The organism is Azoarcus sp. Soil_N_20, assembly GCF_057656155.1.
Window position 1 is genome coordinate 369852 of the sequence record NZ_JBDGKX010000002.1, and the last position, 17029, is coordinate 386880.

Below are 17029 nucleotides of genomic sequence, written 5' to 3' on the forward strand. Positions count from 1 at the left end.
CGTTTTCCCCCCCCGGCGCGGGCTGGCGGGCTGAAACCCGCCCTACGGACGCGCGCCGGGGGGCGGTTTCCTTAAACCCGGTTCCAGTCGAACTGGGCCTTCTTGCCCGATCCGAACAGCTTCAGTGCACCGTTCGCGCCGACCGCGTTCGGGCGGATGAAGATCCAGTTCTGCCACGCGGACAGGCGACCGAAGATGCGGGTGTTCATCGTTTCGGTGATGCCGAAGCGCAGGTTGGCTTCCAGCCCGGTCAGCGCGTCCGGCGACAGCGCGGCGCGCTCTTCGATCGCGATCCGCACTTCGTCGGCCCAGTCGAGGTCGTCGGGGATCGAGGTCACCAGACCGAGCTCGAAGGCCTCGGCCGCAGTCAGCTGGCTGCCTTCGCGTGCCTTCACCGCGGCGATCGGGGCCTCTTCCTGGTAGAAGCGGGCGTCGATGCGCGACAGGCCATTCACCATCGGCAGCGGGCCGAAGTTCATTGCGGTCAGGCCGATCGCGTTCGGTGCGTCGGTGGTGTCGAGCATGAAGCTGCGGTCGGCGGCGAGCGCGATCTCGAGCAGGGTGCCGGCGAAGCACGAGCCCGGCTCGATCAGCGCGTACAGGCTGCGCGACGACACGTCGATGCGGGCCAGCGTGCGGCGCAGCATGCCCATGGTTTCACGCACGAACCAGTTGTCCTGGTTGCCGACGAGGGTGGCGTCGATGTCCATCACCACCTGGGCGTCGCCCTCGGTGCGCAGCTGCCACAGGCCGATGTCGAGGTGATTGGTGCGCAGGTTCAGGATCGCGTCGTCGAGTTCGCGTGCCATTTTCAGCGGCCACCAGTTGGCGCCTTCGGCTTCGATCTCGGCAGTGGTGCTCGCGGTGACGGCGGCCGGTGCGCGCACGGTCAGAGTCACGGTGCGGCCAGCGGCGTCGATCGCGGCATCGACGAACTCGTAGTGGTAACCGGTGGCGTCGACCGTGCGTTCCAGTTTCGGCAGGGCCACACCCTTGGCCTGAGCCGGACGGATCGAGCCCTTGGCCAGTTCGGCGGCACGCTGGGCGATGTGCTCGCCGAATTGCTGCGCCTTGACCACGTCGTCGACCAGGCGCCAGTCCTTGGCACGCTGACCGCGCACGCCTTCGGAGATGGTGCAGAAGATGTCGGCGTGATCGCGACGAACCTTGCGCTTGTCGGTGACACGGGTCAGGCCGCCGGTGCCGGGCAGCACGCCGAGCAGCGGCACTTCGGGCAGCGAGACAGACGAGTTGCGGTCGTCGACCAGCACGATCTCGTCGCACGCCAGCGCCAGCTCGTAGCCGCCACCGGCGGTGGTGCCGTTGCACGCGGCGATCGACTTGATGCCGGAGTACTGGCTGGCATCCTCGAGTCCGTTGCGGGTTTCATTGGTGAACTTGCAGAAGTTCACCTTCCAGGCGTGGGACGAGACGCCCAGCATGTAGATGTTGGCGCCGGAACAGAAGATCTTCGGCTTGCCGGAGGTGAACACCACGCTCTTGACGACCGGGTGTTCGAAGCGGATGCGCTGCAGCGCGTCGTGCAGTTCGATGTCCACGCCGAGGTCGTACGAGTTCAGCTTGAGCTTGTAGCCCGGGCGGATGCCGCCGTCTTCGTCGATGTTCAGGGTCAGGGTGGCGACTTCGCCATTGACGTCGAGCTTCCAGTGCTTGTAGCGCGAGGGCTCCGTACGGTAATCCACGGTATCCACGGCTTCCTGCTTGTTGGCGATTGCTGCTTCCACTTTCTGTCTCCTCTTCTTGGGGGGTCAGCTCATGACGAGCTGTCGTAACTTCATGAAACTCTGCTCCACGGTCTCGCCCGAGGTGTCGACCACGGTGTCGGCCCTGGCGTAGAGCGATTCGCGCGCCTCGAGAATGCGCTTGAGGTCTTCCATCGCCTCGTCGTTGCCCGCCATCGGCCGCAGGTCGCCCTGGGCCAGTACGCGGGCCATGTGTTCTTCCGGCTGCGCCTTCACCCACACGGTCAGGCAGTTCGACAGCAGCAGGTCGTAGGTTTCCGGCTGCGACACTGCGCCGCCACCGACCGAGATCACGCCCTTGTCCTGCTCGCGGAACAGGCGCTCGAGCGTGCGATGCTCGATCCGGCGATAGCCGGCCTGGCCGTACAGCGCGAACAGTTCGCGCGCCGGCATGCCGGTTTCGCGCTCGATCTCGCGGTCGAGTTCGATGAAGGGCACGCCCATCTCGTTGGCGAGCTTGCCGCCCAGGGTCGACTTGCCCGCACCGCGCAGGCCGATCAGGGCGATGCGCTTGCGCCGCACCGCTTCCTCGTGACCGAAGTCGCGCATCAGGCGGAACACCACTTCTTCCAGGCGGTGCTGCGGCAGGCGCTCGAGGAAGCGACGGATCAGGCGCTTCTCGACCGTGTCCTCCGCTTCCGGCGCCAGCAGTTCGATCAGCGATACATCCAGCGCGCGGCTGATGTGACGCAGCAGCACGATGGAGACGTTGCCTTCGCCCGCTTCGAGGTGGGCGAGGTGGCGTTCCGATACGGCCGCCTCGCGTGCCACCAGCTTGCGCGTCATGCCGCGGCGGTCGCGGATCTCGCGGACGCGCTTGCCGAGCGCCATCAGAAACTCGCCGTCACCGCGTTCGTCGGTGTGGCGGGCTTCCTGCTCGATGGGGGCGTTGTTGGCGATCTCGGTCCTGGCGTTCATGTCGGATGTCCTTGTGCAGAAAACTGCACGGCGTTGTTGAACAATAGTGCATCAAAAAAACGGCGTCAAGAGGTAAAGTGCAGTTTAGTGCAGTTCATGTAGAGATGAATCGCAGTTGCCACTATAGGTTGCTTGGAGATGCTGATCTATAGTGCAATGCAGCAAGCGATGTTGATTGGAAACATGCACTAAAGTGCTTGACGCAAACTTCGGTGGGTGTATTCTATATCCAAGCTGAAGCGCGATAGATGCGCTTTACTTCATCTTGCGCGGCGCAGACCGTGGTATCGACCCCCGAAGGAGACAGAGTGAAGCTGGCGAACCATATGAATGGGCAGTGGCTGGAAGGCGCGGGCGAGGGTATCGCCCTCGTTGACCCGGTGAGCGGTGAAGAACTGGTGCGGGTTTCGTCCGACGGCCTCGATATCGGCGCCGGCCTGGCCTTCGCCCGCGAGCAGGGCGGGGCGGCCTTGCGGGCAATGAGCTACGAGGCGCGTGCAGCCTTACTCGGGCGCGTCGCCGAAGTGCTTGCCGCCAACCGCGATGCCTATTTCGACATCTCGCTGCGCAACTCCGGCTCCAGCGCTGCCGACGCCGGGTTCGACGTCGATGGCGCGATCTTCACGCTCAAAACCTATGCCCGCGCGGGCAAGGTGCTCGGTGCGGCGACGCATCTGAAGGAAGGCGGGCGCGTGGCGCTGGCCAAGACCGATGCCTTCCAGGGGCAGCATTTCCTGACCCCGCTGAGCGGGGTCGCGATCTTCATCAATGCCTTCAACTTCCCCGCCTGGGGCTTGTGGGAGAAGGCTGCGCCGGCGCTGCTCGCCGGTGTGCCGGTGCTGGTCAAGCCGGCCACGCCGACCGCCTGGCTGACCCAGCGCATGGTGCAGGACGTGGTCGCCGCCGGCATCCTGCCGCCGGGCGCGCTCAACATCGTGTGCGGCTCGGCGCGCGACCTGCTCGACCATGTCGGCGAATGCGACGTGGTCTCCTTTACCGGTTCGGCCGATACCGCTGCCCGCATCCGCACCCATCCGGCGGTGGTGGCCAACTCGGTACGGCTCAATGTCGAGGCGGACAGCGTAAACAGCGCCATCCTCGGGCCCGACGCCGTGCCCGGCAGTGCCGAGTTCGATCTCGCGGTGAAAGAGATCGTGCGCGAGTTGACGATCAAGACTGGGCAGAAGTGCACCGCGATCCGCCGCATCCTGGTGCCGGCGGCGAACGCCCGTGCGTTGGCCGATGCGGTCGCGGCGAAGCTGGCCGGCATGACTGTCGGCAACCCGCGCAGCGAAGGCGTGCGCGTCGGTCCGCTGGTCAGCCGCGCGCAACAGGCGGCGGCCTTCGAGGGGCTGGCGAAACTGCGCCAGGATGCCGAACTCGTGTTCGGCGGCGGTGAAGCTTTCAGTCCGGTGGATGCCGATCCGGCCGTTGCCGCCTTTGTCCAGCCCACCCTGCTGTTCTGCGACAAGGGTCTGGCTGCCATATATGTACACGATGTGGAGGTCTTCGGGCCGGTGGCCACGGTGCTGCCCTACGGCGACACCGCCGAGGCGGTCGCGATCGCCCGCCGCGGGCGGGGCTCGCTGGTGGCGTCGGTGTATTCGGCCGATGCCGGCTTTCTGGGCGAACTGGTGCCGGGGATTGCCGAACTGCATGGACGGGTCATGGTGGTCGATGCCGCGGTCGGCAGCCAGCACACCGGCCACGGCAACGTGATGCCTTCCTGCCTGCATGGCGGGGCGGGGCGCGCCGGCGGCGGCGAAGAACTCGGCGGACTGCGCGCGCTGGCGATGTATCACCGCCGCTACGTGGTGCAGGGTGGTCCGGCGCTGCTCGATGCGCTGAGCGCGGCTTCGGCGGACGCCGCGTTGCTCGGCGCCTGACCATCCATCCCTCTAATCCCACAGGAGAGCTCCGATGACCCCTGAATCCTTCCAGGCCCTGATTGCCAAAGTGACGGGCGCGATCGACGGCATGCCGGTCGATGCCGCGCTGGCGACCTTCCTCAACCAGCGCTTTCCCGCGACCGGCCCCGAGTTCCAGGCGATCGCCGCGGCCTGCCGCGAGGCCGTGGCTGCCGGCTGGATGTGCGAGCGCGAACACGGCGGCATCAAGTACGGCCGCGTGATCAAGCCCTGTCCGGAACTGCACGGCTACAGCGTCGACGTGGTCGAGATGGCCGATGTGGTCGGGCCGCAGCACGCCCACCCCAACGGCGAAATCGACATGATCATGCCGCTCGAGGGCGACGCGAAGTTCGACGGCCATGGTGCCGGCTGGTTCGTGTACGGTCCCGGCACGGTGCACCGCCCGACGGTCAGCTCAGGGCGCGCTCATGTCCTCTATCTGCTGCCGCAAGGCGCAATCGAATTCACCCGGCAGTAAGCCACAGCAAGATCACGAAACCCGCTCCACATACCGGCACCAAGACCGGTCGGGGGCACCGCGGCAAGACCGAAGCGGTCGCGCAACAACAAAGAGGAGACAGACGATGCCCACCCTGAGTGCGGCGGACCACGCCACGAGTCCGCCCCGTATCGAGATTCCTCGGCAGTACAACGCCGCCGACGATCTCATCGCCCGCAACCTGATCGCCGGGCGCGGCAGCAAGCTCGCCTATATCGACGATGGTGGCAGCTACACCTACGATGAGCTCGCGCGCCGGATCAATCGCTGCGCCAGCGCCTTGCGCGGCACTGCCGGGCTGCGCCAGGAAGACCGCATCCTGATGTGCGTGCACGACACGATCGAATTTCCCACCGTGTTCCTCGGCGCGATCAGGGCCGGCGTGGTGCCGATCGCGGTCAACACCCTGCTCACCGCGCACGACTACGAGTACATGCTGACCGACAGCCGTGCCCGCATCGCGGTGGTGTCGGCCGCGCTGCTGCCGCTGTTTCAGCCCCTGCTCGGCAAGGTGCCGACGCTCGAGCGCATCATTGTTGCCGGCACGGCCAACCCCGGTCCGGACAGCCTCGCGACCCTGCTCGACGGTGGCGCCGAGGTGTTCGAAGCTGCGGCGACGCTGGCGGACGATGCCTGTTTCTGGCTCTATTCTTCGGGTTCGACCGGCGCCCCCAAGGGCACGGTGCATATCCACTCCAGCCTGATCCAGACCGCCGAACTGTATGCCCGCCCGGTGATCGGCATAGCCGAGAACGACGTGGTGTTCTCCGCCGCCAAGCTGTTCTTCGCCTACGGGCTGGGCAACGGCCTGACCTTCCCGCTGGCGGTCGGGGCCACCGCGGTGCTGATGGCCGAGCGGCCGACCCCGGCGGCGGTGTTCGAACGCCTGCGCACCCACCGTCCGACCATCTTCTACGGCGTGCCCACGCTGTACGCGTCGATGCTCGCCAGCCCCGACTGTCCGACCCGCGACGAGATGCGCCTGCGCGCCTGTACCTCGGCGGGCGAGGCGCTGCCGCAGGAGATCGGCAAGCGGTGGACCGAGCGCTTCGGCGTCGACATTCTCGACGGCATCGGCTCCACCGAGATGCTGCACATCTTCCTGTCCAACCGCGCCGGCGACGTGCGCTACGGCACCACCGGCAAACCGGTGCCCGGCTATGCGGTGCGCCTGATCGACGACGAGGGCAACGAGGTCACCGCACCCGGCGAGCCGGGCGAACTGCAGATCAGCGGCCCGACCGCGGCGGCCTGTTACTGGAACAACCGCGAGAAGACCCGGCACACCTTCCAGGGACAATGGACGCGCAGCGGCGACAAGTACCAGGTCGATGCCGACGGCTACTATGTCTATTCCGGGCGCAGCGACGACATGCTCAAGGTCAGCGGCATCTACGTGTCGCCGATCGAGGTCGAGTCGGCGCTGATCGGCCACGAGGCCGTGCTTGAGGCTGCGGTGGTGGGGTGCGAGGACGAGGACAGGCTGATCAAGCCCAAGGCCTACATCGTGCTCAAGCCCGGGCTGAAGGCGGACGATGCGCTGCGCGAGGCGCTCAAGGCCCATGTCAAGCGCGAGCTTGCACCCTACAAATATCCGCGCTGGATGGAGTTCGTCGACGAACTGCCCAAGACCGCCACCGGCAAGATCCAGCGTTTCAAACTGCGCGCCGCGTCCGCACGCTGAACCGGGAGCCGACACCATGACCGCAAAGACACAAGACGCCATGCTTCAGGCCATCGGCATCATCAAGGACGAACACCAGTCGATGGGCGCCGTGCTCAAGGGCCTGCAGGCCCATCTCGAGGCGGTGCGCGAGGGTCGGGATAAACCCGACTTCCCCTTGTTCCATGCAATGTTCGACTATATCGAGACCATTCCCGACCGGGTGCACCATCCCAAGGAGGACGAGTATCTGTTCCGCCTGCTGCGGATGAGAACCGCCGAGGCCGACACCATCCTCGACGAGCTCGAAGGTCAACACAACGTCTGCGCCACCTTGCTCGCGTCGGTGCGCAAGGCGATGGAGGCCTACCGCGAGAGCGGCGAGCTCGCCGGTTTCGAGCGCAGCCTCAGGGCCTATGCCGAGTTCCTGTGGGAACATATGAGAAAAGAAGAGGAGGTGGTCCTGCCGCTGGCCGAGCAGCATTTGACCGGCGAGGACTGGGAAGCAATCCAGGCGGCCTTCATGGCCAACCGGAGTCAGGCCTGGTAAAGGCTTGGGGTGGTGGTATGGCTGCCACCCGTTCATCGAAAAACATGAGGAGACAAGAATGAAAAAGCAACAACGACGCAATACCCTGCGCACCATCGCCGCACTGGTCGGTCTGGCCGTCGGCACGTTCGCTCCGCTCGGCGCGGCCCACGCAGCCGAGAAGATCAAGGTCGGTCTGATGCTGCCCTACACCGGCACCTATGCCGCGCTGGGCAATGCCATCACCAACGGCTTCAAGCAGTACGTGGCTGAACAGGGCGGTAACCTGGCCGGGCGCGAGGTCGAATACTTCGTCGTCGATGACGAGTCGGATCCGGCCAAGGCCACCGAGAACGCCAACAAGCTGGTCAAGCGCGACGAAGTCGACGTGCTGGTGGGGACGGTGCACTCCGGCGTGGCCCTGGCCATGGCCAAGGTCGCCCGTGACAACAAGACCCTGATGATCATCCCCAATGCCGGCGCCGATGAACTCACCGGCCCGCTGTGCGCGCCCAACGTGTTCCGCAGCTCGTTCAGCAACTGGCAGCCGGGCTATGCGATGGGCAAGGTCGCCGCCGAGCGCGGCCACAAGACCGCGGTCACCCTGACCTGGAAGTACGCCGCCGGCGAAGAGGCGACCAACGGCTTCGCCAAGGCTTTCGAGAGTGGTGGCGGCAAGGTGGTCAAGCAGCTCACGCTGCCCTTCCCGGGGGTCGAGTTCCAGGCCCTGCTGACCGAGATCGCCTCGATCAAGCCGGATGCGGTGTATGTGTTCTTCGCCGGCGGTGGCGCGGTCAAGTTCGTCAAGGACTACGACGCGGCCGGCCTCAAGGCCAGCATCCCGCTGTATTCGAGCGGCTTCCTGACCGACGGCACGCTGGCGGCGATGGGCGGTTCGGGCGAAGGCCTGCTGACCGCGCTGCACTACGCCGACGGTCTCGACAACGCCAAGGACAAGAGCTTCCGCAGCACCTATGCGAGCACCTACAAGATGCCGCCCGACGTGTATGCGGTGCAGGGCTACGACGCGGCGCAGATGCTCAAGTCCGGTCTCGACGCGGTCAAGGGCGGCAAGCTCGAGCAGGAGGCGATGATCAAGGCGATGGCAGCGGCCACGGTGGACAGCCCGCGTGGTGCCTTCACCCTGTCCAAGGCCCACAACCCGGTGCAGGACATCTATCTGCGCAAGGCCGAGGGGCAGGAGAACAAGGTGGTCGGCATCGCCGCGCCCAAGCTCGCCGACCCCGCCCGCGGCTGCCGCATGTAAGCCTTTCGGGCCCGCATCAACCCAACCGTATCCGGGCGCCCACGCGGCGCCCGGAGGGGAAGGCACATGGATTTCACGACGTTTCTGATCCAGATCCTGAACGCACTGCAATACGGCCTGCTGCTGTTCCTGGTGGCAAGCGGCCTGACGCTGGTGTTCGGCATCATGGGCATCATCAATCTGGCGCACGGCAGCTTCTACATGATCGGCGCCTACCTCGCGTTCGCGCTCACCAGCATGACCGGCAACCTGATGTTGTCGATCGCGCTCGGCATTCCGCTCGCGTTCGCCTTTGGCGCGCTGCTCGAATGGCTGCTGTTCGCCCACCTGTACAAACGCGATCACCTCGAGCAGGTGCTGCTCACCTACGGCCTGATCCTGATCTTCGAGGAGCTGCGCAGCCTGACCATGGGCGACGACGTGCACGGCGTCGACATCCCGGCCATGTTCTCGGCCTCGATTCCGCTGTCGGACACCTTGTCCTACCCGGTCTACCGGCTGCTGATCTCGGTGGTCTGTCTCGCACTCGCCGGCGGCCTGTGGTGGCTGATGCAGCGCACCCGGCTGGGGATGATGATCCGCGCCGGCAGCCACGACCGTGACATGGTCCAGGCGCTCGGGATCGACATCAACATGCTGTACCGCACCGTGTTCGCGCTCGGCGTGGCGCTGGCGGCACTGGCCGGCATGCTCGCCGCACCGATCTCGTCGGTCTATCCCGGCATGGGCGGCAGCGTGCTGATCATCTCCTTCGTGATCGTCGTCATCGGCGGCATCGGCTCGGTATGGGGCGCGCTGGTCGCGGCCTTGCTGATCGGCTTCGCCGACACTTTCGGCAAGGTGCTGGTGCCCGACTTCGCCGGTCTCGCGGTGTACCTGGTCATGGCCGTGGTGCTGTTGTGGCGCCCCGAAGGCATCTTCAGGAAAGGGTAAGGCAAGATGAATCCACAAAACAGTTTCCGCATCGCCCTCGCGCTCAAGCTCGTGGTGCTGGTCGGGCTGATTGCCTACCCGGCCTTCGGCTCGAGCTTCTATACCGAGATGCTGGCCAAGATCCTGATCCTGGGCATCTTCGCCATGAGCCTGGACCTGCTGGTCGGCTTCACCGGCCTGGTCAGCCTCGGGCACGCGGCCTACTTCGGCATCGCCGCGTATACGGTCGCGCTGCTCACGCCCAAGTACGATCCGGCCGACTTCTGGATCGCGCTGCCGGCCTCGGTGCTGGCGGCGGCAGCCGCGGCCTTCGTGATCGGTTTGTTCGTGCTGCGCACCAAGGGCATCTACTTCATCATGGTGACGCTGGCCTTCGCCCAGATGGTGTACTTCATCTTCCACGACACCGCGCTCGGTGGCGGCTCGGACGGCATCTATGTGAACTTCAAGCCCGATGCGAGCATCGCCGGCTGGGTCCCGTTCGATCTCAACGAGCCGCTCCAACTGTATTACTTCGTGGTGGTCGCGCTGGTGGCGGTGTTCGTGTTCCTGACCCTGGTGCTGCGCTCGCCCTTCGGTCGCGTGCTGGTGGGCATCCGCAGCAACGAGCACCGCATGCAGTCGCTCGGTTACCTCACCTTCCGCTACAAACTCGCAGCGTTCACGCTGGCCGGCGGGCTCGCCGGGGTGGCGGGCTTTCTGTACGCGGTGCTGTTCGGTTTCGTCACCCCGGAGTACCTGTCCTGGCACCAGTCGGGCAACGTGCTGATGATGGTCATCCTCGGCGGCATGGGCAACCTGGCCGGCGCGGTGATCGGCGCCTTCGCCTTCGTCGGCCTGCAGGAACTGTTCTCCGACTGGACCAAGCATTGGCAGCTGCTGATGGGCGGCGTCATTGTCGCCGCGGTGCTGTTCATGCCTGGCGGGCTGTCGGCCCTGCCGAGACGCATCATCAAAAGGGTCAACGGGGAGCGCGACAATGGCTGAGATGACGATTGCCGGCCCGACGGTCGTGGCCGGCGCCAGTGCCGCGGTGCCGGGTGAGGCGATGATGGTGGCCGACAAGCTGACCCGTCGCTTCGGCGGGCTCGCGGCCAACCAGGACGTGTGCCTGACCCTCGAGCGCGGCAAGCTGCATGCGCTGCTCGGGCCCAACGGTGCGGGCAAATCGACCTGCATCAACATGCTGTCGGGCGACCTGCCGCCGTCCGAAGGGCGCATCCTGCTCGGCGGCCGCGACATCACCAGACTGAGCGCGGCGCAGCGTTCGCGCATCGGCATCGGCCGCAGCTACCAGCGCACCAACATCTTCCCCGGCTTCACCGTGCTCGAGAACTGCCGCCTCGCCGCGCAGTCGCGTAACCCGCGGCCGTGGAAGATCTTTACCGACGCGCTCGGCCTCGCCGACACCGTCGACCGCGCCCGAGCCGCCATCCTCGAGGCCGGCCTGGCCGGGCGCGAGGATCGCATCGCCGGCACCATGTCGCACGGCGAGCAGCGCCAGCTCGAAATTGCGATGGTGCTCGCCACCGACGCCACCGTGCTGCTGCTCGACGAGCCGCTGGCCGGCATGGGCTCGGAGGAGTCGGCGCAGATGGTCGAACTGCTGAAGGGACTGAAGAAGAATCGCGCCATCCTGCTCGTCGAGCACGACATGGACGCGGTGTTCGCGGTCGCCGACACGATCACCGTCATGGTCAACGGCGTGGTGCTCGAGTCCGGCCCGCCCGAGCAGATCCGCAACAGTGCGGACGTGCAGACCGCCTACCTGGGGGAAGGCCATGTCTAATGTACTTCTGGAAGCAAAAGAGCTGCACACCTACTACGGCTCCAGCCACATCCTGCACGGGGTCGATTTCCGCATCCACCAGGGCGAGACGCTGGGCCTGATGGGGCGCAACGGCATGGGCAAGACCACGCTGATCCGCTCCATGCTCGGCCTGGTCAAGCCGCGTCACGGCACCGTGAGCGTGCGCGGCGACGTCATGACCGGCGGCCCCACGTTCAAGATCGCGCGCCAGGGCATCGCCTACGTGCCCGAGGGGCGGGGCATCTTCCCCAACCTGTCGGTGCGCGAAAACCTGATGATGGCGGCCCGCCCGGGTGTCGACGGCCAGTGTGACTGGACCTTCGACCGGGTCATGAGCACCTTTCCGCGCCTGGCCGAGCGCATCAACAACGGCGGCGGCCAGCTCTCCGGCGGCGAGCAGCAGATGCTCACCATCGGCCGCGCGCTGATGACCAATCCCGACCTGCTGATCCTCGACGAAGCTACCGAGGGCCTGGCGCCGCTGATCGTGCGCGAGATCTGGCGGGTGATCCGCGAGATCCGCGACAGCGGCATCGCCACCGTGATCGTGGACAAGAATCACGCCGCGGTGACCTCGATCACCGACCGCTCGATGATCGTGGTCAAGGGCCAGGTCGTGTTCGACGGACCGAGCGAAGAGGTGCGCAACAATCCCGAACTCATCCAGAGACATCTCGGAGTCTGAATTGAAGACTGTCAGCATCAACGGCATCCGCCTCGAGTATGTCCGCCTGCCGTCCTCCCATCCACGCGAGGGGGCGCCGGCGATCGTCTTCCTGCATGAGGGCCTGGGCTCGATCTCGATGTGGCGCGATTTTCCGCAGCAGATCGCCGACGCCACCGGATGCGAGGCGATCGTGTATTCGCGCGCCGGCTATGGCCGCTCCGACCCGGCCACGCTGCCGCGCGCGGTGAACTACATGCACGACGAGGGGCTGGCAGTACTGCCGGCGCTGCTCGACGAACTCGGACTCGACAAACCGATCCTGCTCGGGCATTCCGATGGCGGCTCGATCTCGCTGCTGTGCGCCGGCGGCACCGACACCCCGCTTGCGGGCATCGTCGTGATGGCACCGCACGTGCTGGTCGAGGAAATTTCGGTAACGAGCATCGCCCAGGCCAAAGAGGCCTACGTCAGCACCGATCTGCCGACCCGGCTGGGCAAGCACCACCAGCACGTCGACGCCGTGTTCCGGGGCTGGAACGACATCTGGCTGCATCCCGACTTTCGCGCCTGGAACATCGAGGAATACCTGCCGCGCATCCAGTGCCCGGTGCTCGCGATCCAGGGCGAGGATGACGAGTACGGCACCATGGATCAGATCGACCGCATCGCCGCCCAGGTGAAGGATGTCGATCTGGTCAAGCTCGCCGACTGCCGCCACTCGCCGCACAAGGATCAGCCGCAGGCGGTGATCGACGCCGTGCTGGCCTTCATCGACCGGGTCGTGGACAAGCCCGCCACTTCCTACGAGCGGGTCAAGCGCATCCGCTTCTCCCACTGCGATCCGGCCGGCATCGTGTTCTACCCGCGCTATGTGGAGCTGTTCAACGAGGTGGTCGAGGACTGGTTCGCCGACGGCATCGGCATCGATTTTCATGCCCTGCACGAAGACCACGGCCTCGGTATCCCCATCGTGCGGCTCGAGGTCGAGTACCTCGCGCCCTCGCGCTACGGCGACCTGCTGACCTTCAGACTGCAGGTGGCCGAGATCGGCAATGCCTCGCTCAAGCTCGAGATCGGGGCCCATGCCGGCGAGCAGTTGCGCGTGCGCGCACAACTGAAGGTGGTGCTGGCGTCGATGGAGACCCTGCGCCCGGTGCCGATCTCCGATGACTTCTGGCGGCCCAGGTTTGCCGCCTATCTCAAGCCCTGACCTTGAGCCCTGACCTTAAGCCCTAAGCGAACCGGAACGATGATGGACTATTCCCGCTATACCTCGCTCGAACTCATCCGCCACGAACGCGGCATCGTCGAACTCGTCATGGGCCGTGACGGCAAGCTGCCGGTGGCCGACCATGGCGGTCATGGCGAGCTGGCCGATATCTGGCGCGACCTCGATCGCGACCCGGATGTCTCGGTCATCGTCGTGCGTGGCCAAGGCAAGGGTTTCTCCGGCGGCGGCACGCTGGAACTGGTCGGCGACATGGTCGACAGCTTCGAGCACCGCGCCCGGGTGTGGAAGGAAGCGCGCGACATCGTCTACAACATGATCAACTGCTCGAAGATCATCGTCTCCGCGATCAACGGCCCGGCGGTCGGCGGCGGGCTGGCGGTGGCGCTGATGGCCGACATCTCGATCGCGGCCAGGAACGCGCGCCTGATCGACGGCCACACCCGGCTCGGGGTGGCCGCCGGCGACCACGCCGCGATCATCTGGCCGCTGCTGTGCGGCATGGCCAAGGCCAAGCTCCACCTGCTGCTGTCGAACGAGATCAGCGGCGAAGAGGCCGAGCGCATCGGCCTGGTGTCGATGGCCGTCGATGCCGACGCGCTGATGGACACCGCGCTGGACACCGCGCGCAAGCTCGCCGCCGGGCCGCAAACCGCGCTGCGCTGGACCAAGCACAGCCTCAACAACTGGCTGCGCCAGGCCGGGCCGATCTTCGACAACTCGGTGGCCCTCGAGATGCTCGGCTTCACCGGTCCCGAGGTGCGCGAAGGCCTGGCCGCGGTGCGCGAGCGTCGCCCGCCCGAGTTCCCCGCCGGTGCGCCGTTCTGATGCGCCCCGATTCGATGCCCGGAGCCTGCCATGCGCGCCCTGATCTGCACTGAATTCGCGCCGCTCGAGCGCCTGACCGTCGGCGACCTGCCCGAACCGCAGCCGGCCGCGGGCGAAGTTACGATCCGCGTCGGCGCCGCCGGCATCAACTTTTACGACACCCTGATCGTGCAGGGCAAGTACCAGGTCAAGCCGGGCTTTCCGTTCTCGCCCGGCGGCGAGGTCGGCGGGATCGTGGCGGCGGTGGGCGAGGGCGTGACCCACGTTCGACCGGGCGACCGCGTCTGTGCGTTCACCTCCTACGGCGGCTACGCCGAGGTCTGCCGCGCCAGGGCGAGCCAGACCTGGCCGCTGCCCGCGGCGGTGAGCTTCGAGGCCGTCGCCGCCGGACTGGTGACCTACGGCACTGCCTGGTTCGGCCTCCATGATCGGGCCCGGATCAAGGCGGGCGAGACCGTGCTGGTGCTCGGTGCCGCCGGTGGCGTCGGTCTCGCCGCGGTGCAGATCGCGAAAGCGGCCGGTGCGCGGGTGATCGCCGCCGCCGGCAGTGCCGAGCGCCTGGCGCTGTGCCGCAAGCACGGCGCCGACGTGCTGATCGACTACACCACGTCGGATCTGAAGGACGCGGTCAAGGCCGCCACCGGCGGGCAGGGTGCCGACATCGTCGTCGATGTGGTCGGCGGTCCCTACACCGAGGCTGCGCTGCGTGCCACCGCCTGGCGCGGGCGGGTGTTGGTGATCGGCTTTGCCGCCGGCGAGATCCCGCGTATCCCGGCCAATCTGCTGCTGCTCAAGGGCTGCGAGCTGTCCGGCGTGTTCTGGGACGAGCTGATGCGGCGCGAGCCGGACGAAGCCGCGCGCCAGGTTGCCGACGTGCTGGCCTGCTTTGCCGACGGCAGCCTCGCCCCGCCGATCACCGCCACCTGCGGGCTCGACGGCGCGGTCGCGGCGATGCAGGCCCTGGCCGGCCGCAAGGTTGCCGGCAAGCTCATCGTACTGCCCGCCAACTGACAAAAAACCACACAACCCGGGCATCCCCCGCCCCGCAACGGAGAATCACCATGGCTCAATACCAGTGCAGCGCCTGCTATTTCCCTTACGACGAAGCCACCGGCCTGCCCGACGAAGGCATCGCCCCCGGCACCCTGTGGGAGGACGTGCCCGAGGACTTCGTCTGTCCCGACTGCGGCACCCCCAAGTCGAATTTCATGGCTTACACGCCCGAATAAGCGCGTCGTCGGGCATCCGGTCCACCGCCAGGGGCTCGAATCGGAGCGGGGTGACGGTGCCGGAGCGGGCACGCTCCCGTCGCTCCTCGCCCCAAACCGTCTTTCCGGTTCCACTCGTACAAGGAAGTATCTGCATGGCTGCACTCCATTCGTCCATCAAGGTCGCGGTGATCGGCGCCGGCGCCATGGGTAGCGGTATCGCCCATGTCGCCGCGCGCGCCGGACACCCAGTGTGCCTCTACGACATGAACGCCGAGGCGGTGGCCCGTGGCAAGGCCGGCATCGAAAAGGATCTGCGCTTCCTGGTCGGCAAGGGCAAGCTCTCGGAAGCCGATTGCGTCAGCACGCTGGCGCGGGTGGTGCCGAGCAGCCGGATCGAGGATCTGGCCGACGCCGGCCTGCTGATCGAGGCCATCGTCGAGAACCTCGAGGTCAAGCAAAAGCTCTTTCGCCAGCTGGAAGAGCTCGTCCGCGTGGACGCGATCCTCGCCACCAACACCTCGTCGCTGTCGGTCACCGCGATGGGCGCGGCACTCGCCCGTCCGGCGCAGCTCGGCGGTCTGCACTTCTTCAATCCGGCGCCGCGCATGGCCCTGGTCGAGATCGTCTCCGGGCTGGCCACCGACCCCGCGACCGCCACCACGCTGTACGACACCGCCCGCGCCTGGGGCAAGGTGCCGGTGCATGCCACCTCGACTCCCGGCTTCATCGTCAATCGGGTGGCACGGCCGTACTATGCCGAAGCGCTGCGCGTGCTCGCCGAGCGTGCGGCCACGCCGGCCACGCTCGATGCCATCCTGCGCGAGACGTGCAGTTTTCCGATGGGGCCGTTCGAGCTGATGGACCTGATCGGCCACGACGTGAATTACGCCGTGACCCGCTCGGTGTTCGATGCCTATTTCGGCGACAAGCGCTTCACGCCGAGCCTGATCCAGCAGGAACTCACGCTTGCCGGACGCCTCGGGCGCAAGTCCGGCCAGGGTTTTTACGATTACCGCGACGGCGCAGCAAAACCGCAAGCGACGGTCGAGCCCGCCATGGATCGGGTCGAACAGGTGACCGTGCGCGGCGACCTCGGCATCGCCACCCCGCTGCTGGCGCGTCTGGAGCGCGCCGGCGTGGGGGTGGCACGGAGCGACGGTGCCGGCGACCTGCTGATCGGCGGCGCCCGCGTCGCGCTGTCAGACGGCCGCACCGCGACCCGCCGCGCGGCGGAGGAGGGCACCCCGAACCTGGTGCTGGTCGACCTCGCCCGCGACTATGGCGCAACACCGCGCCTGGCCCTGTCGCGCGCCGATCAGTGCGGCGACGGCGCCTGGTGCGAGGTCGTCGGCACCCTGCAGGCGGCTGGTATCGCGGTCAGCCGGATCGACGACGTGGGCGGCCTGATTGCCCTGCGCACGGTGTGCATGCTGGCCAATGAAGCCGCCGACGGGGTGGTGCAGGGCATCGGTTCGGCGCACGATATCGACACCGCGATGCGCCACGGCACCAACTACCCGGAGGGGCCGCTGGCCTGGGCCGACCGGCTCGGGGTCGCCTTCGTTGCACGGGTGCTCGGCAATCTGCGCGAACATTACGGCGAGGAGCGCTACCGGGTGTCGCCGCTGGTCCAGCGCTGTGCGCTGGGCGGGCGCAGCCTGGTGTAAGGGAAAGGACAACGCGACGGAGCCGCTGCGACGGTGTGGGATTGATGTGCCGTTCACGGTCGGGGCGAATGCTGCGCCCTTGCCGTAAGGGCCGCTCAGTCGGCCACCGGCGCCTCGGCCGGCAGGACGGCGTGCC

16 protein-coding genes are annotated in these 17029 nt (G+C 66.8%); 14 read left to right on the plus strand and 2 right to left on the minus strand.

Annotated elements, in window-relative coordinates:
• Positions 1-71: 71 nt before the first annotated feature.
• Both boxC and AC3A35_RS06270 read right to left on the minus strand, forming a co-directional pair.
• Positions 72-1745 carry a 2,3-epoxybenzoyl-CoA dihydrolase gene (boxC, locus tag AC3A35_RS06265; protein ID WP_487435094.1) on the minus strand — a complete coding sequence of 558 codons (1674 nt, stop codon included), beginning with the start codon at positions 1743-1745 and terminating at the stop codon, positions 72-74.
• Positions 1746-1769: 24 nt separating this feature from the next.
• Positions 1770-2681 carry a helix-turn-helix transcriptional regulator gene (locus tag AC3A35_RS06270; protein WP_487435095.1) on the minus strand — a complete coding sequence of 304 codons (912 nt, stop codon included), beginning with the start codon at positions 2679-2681 and terminating at the stop codon, positions 1770-1772.
• A 308-nt stretch (positions 2682-2989) separates the two neighbouring features.
• Between AC3A35_RS06270 and AC3A35_RS06275 the strand changes: the two genes are divergently transcribed.
• From AC3A35_RS06275 to paaH, 14 genes are all read left to right on the plus strand, one after another.
• Positions 2990-4567 carry a 3,4-dehydroadipyl-CoA semialdehyde dehydrogenase gene (locus tag AC3A35_RS06275; RefSeq protein ID WP_487435096.1) on the plus strand — a complete coding sequence of 526 codons (1578 nt, stop codon included), beginning with the start codon at positions 2990-2992 and terminating at the stop codon, positions 4565-4567.
• A 34-nt stretch (positions 4568-4601) separates the two neighbouring features.
• A complete protein-coding gene (locus AC3A35_RS06280) occupies positions 4602-5069 on the plus strand; it encodes a 4-hydroxylaminobenzoate lyase (RefSeq protein WP_487435097.1) in 468 nt (155 codons plus the stop codon).
• Positions 5070-5175: 106 nt separating this feature from the next.
• Positions 5176-6774 (plus strand): benzoate-CoA ligase family protein, encoded by a 1599-nt coding sequence (locus AC3A35_RS06285; RefSeq protein WP_487435098.1) that lies wholly within the window; start codon positions 5176-5178, stop codon positions 6772-6774.
• Between the two features lie 16 nt (positions 6775-6790).
• A complete protein-coding gene (locus tag AC3A35_RS06290; protein WP_487435099.1) occupies positions 6791-7303 on the plus strand; it encodes a hemerythrin domain-containing protein in 513 nt (170 codons plus the stop codon).
• A gap of 58 nt (positions 7304-7361) precedes the next feature.
• On the plus strand, positions 7362-8549 hold the full coding sequence (locus AC3A35_RS06295; protein ID WP_487435100.1) for an ABC transporter substrate-binding protein: 1188 nt from the start codon (positions 7362-7364) through the stop codon (positions 8547-8549).
• A 66-nt stretch (positions 8550-8615) separates the two neighbouring features.
• Positions 8616-9482 (plus strand): branched-chain amino acid ABC transporter permease, encoded by an 867-nt coding sequence (locus tag AC3A35_RS06300; RefSeq protein WP_487435102.1) that lies wholly within the window; start codon positions 8616-8618, stop codon positions 9480-9482.
• 6 nt (positions 9483-9488) lie between these two features.
• Positions 9489-10469, plus strand: a complete 981-nt coding sequence (locus tag AC3A35_RS06305; RefSeq protein ID WP_487435103.1) for a branched-chain amino acid ABC transporter permease — start codon at positions 9489-9491, stop codon at positions 10467-10469.
• Positions 10470-10530: 61 nt separating this feature from the next.
• Positions 10531-11271 carry an ABC transporter ATP-binding protein gene (locus AC3A35_RS06310; protein WP_487435375.1) on the plus strand — a complete coding sequence of 247 codons (741 nt, stop codon included), beginning with the start codon at positions 10531-10533 and terminating at the stop codon, positions 11269-11271.
• Positions 11264-11977, plus strand: coding sequence for an ABC transporter ATP-binding protein (locus tag AC3A35_RS06315; protein WP_487435104.1), 714 nt, complete (start codon positions 11264-11266; stop codon positions 11975-11977). Before AC3A35_RS06310 ends, AC3A35_RS06315 begins: the two co-directional genes overlap by 8 nt.
• Before the next feature lies 1 nt (position 11978).
• Positions 11979-13169: an alpha/beta fold hydrolase gene (locus tag AC3A35_RS06320; RefSeq protein WP_487435105.1), complete on the plus strand. Its 1191-nt coding sequence runs from the start codon at positions 11979-11981 to the stop codon at positions 13167-13169.
• A 39-nt stretch (positions 13170-13208) separates the two neighbouring features.
• The gene (locus tag AC3A35_RS06325) at positions 13209-14015 is read left to right on the plus strand and encodes an enoyl-CoA hydratase/isomerase family protein (protein ID WP_487435107.1); all 807 of its coding nucleotides are present in this window, start codon (positions 13209-13211) and stop codon (positions 14013-14015) included.
• A gap of 30 nt (positions 14016-14045) precedes the next feature.
• A complete protein-coding gene (locus AC3A35_RS06330) occupies positions 14046-15026 on the plus strand; it encodes an NADPH:quinone oxidoreductase family protein (protein WP_487435108.1) in 981 nt (326 codons plus the stop codon).
• A gap of 50 nt (positions 15027-15076) precedes the next feature.
• Positions 15077-15244, plus strand: coding sequence for a rubredoxin (locus AC3A35_RS06335; RefSeq protein ID WP_487435109.1), 168 nt, complete (start codon positions 15077-15079; stop codon positions 15242-15244).
• A gap of 134 nt (positions 15245-15378) precedes the next feature.
• Positions 15379-16893 carry a 3-hydroxyacyl-CoA dehydrogenase PaaH gene (paaH, locus tag AC3A35_RS06340; protein ID WP_487435110.1) on the plus strand — a complete coding sequence of 505 codons (1515 nt, stop codon included), beginning with the start codon at positions 15379-15381 and terminating at the stop codon, positions 16891-16893.
• Positions 16894-17029: the final 136 nt, after the last annotated feature.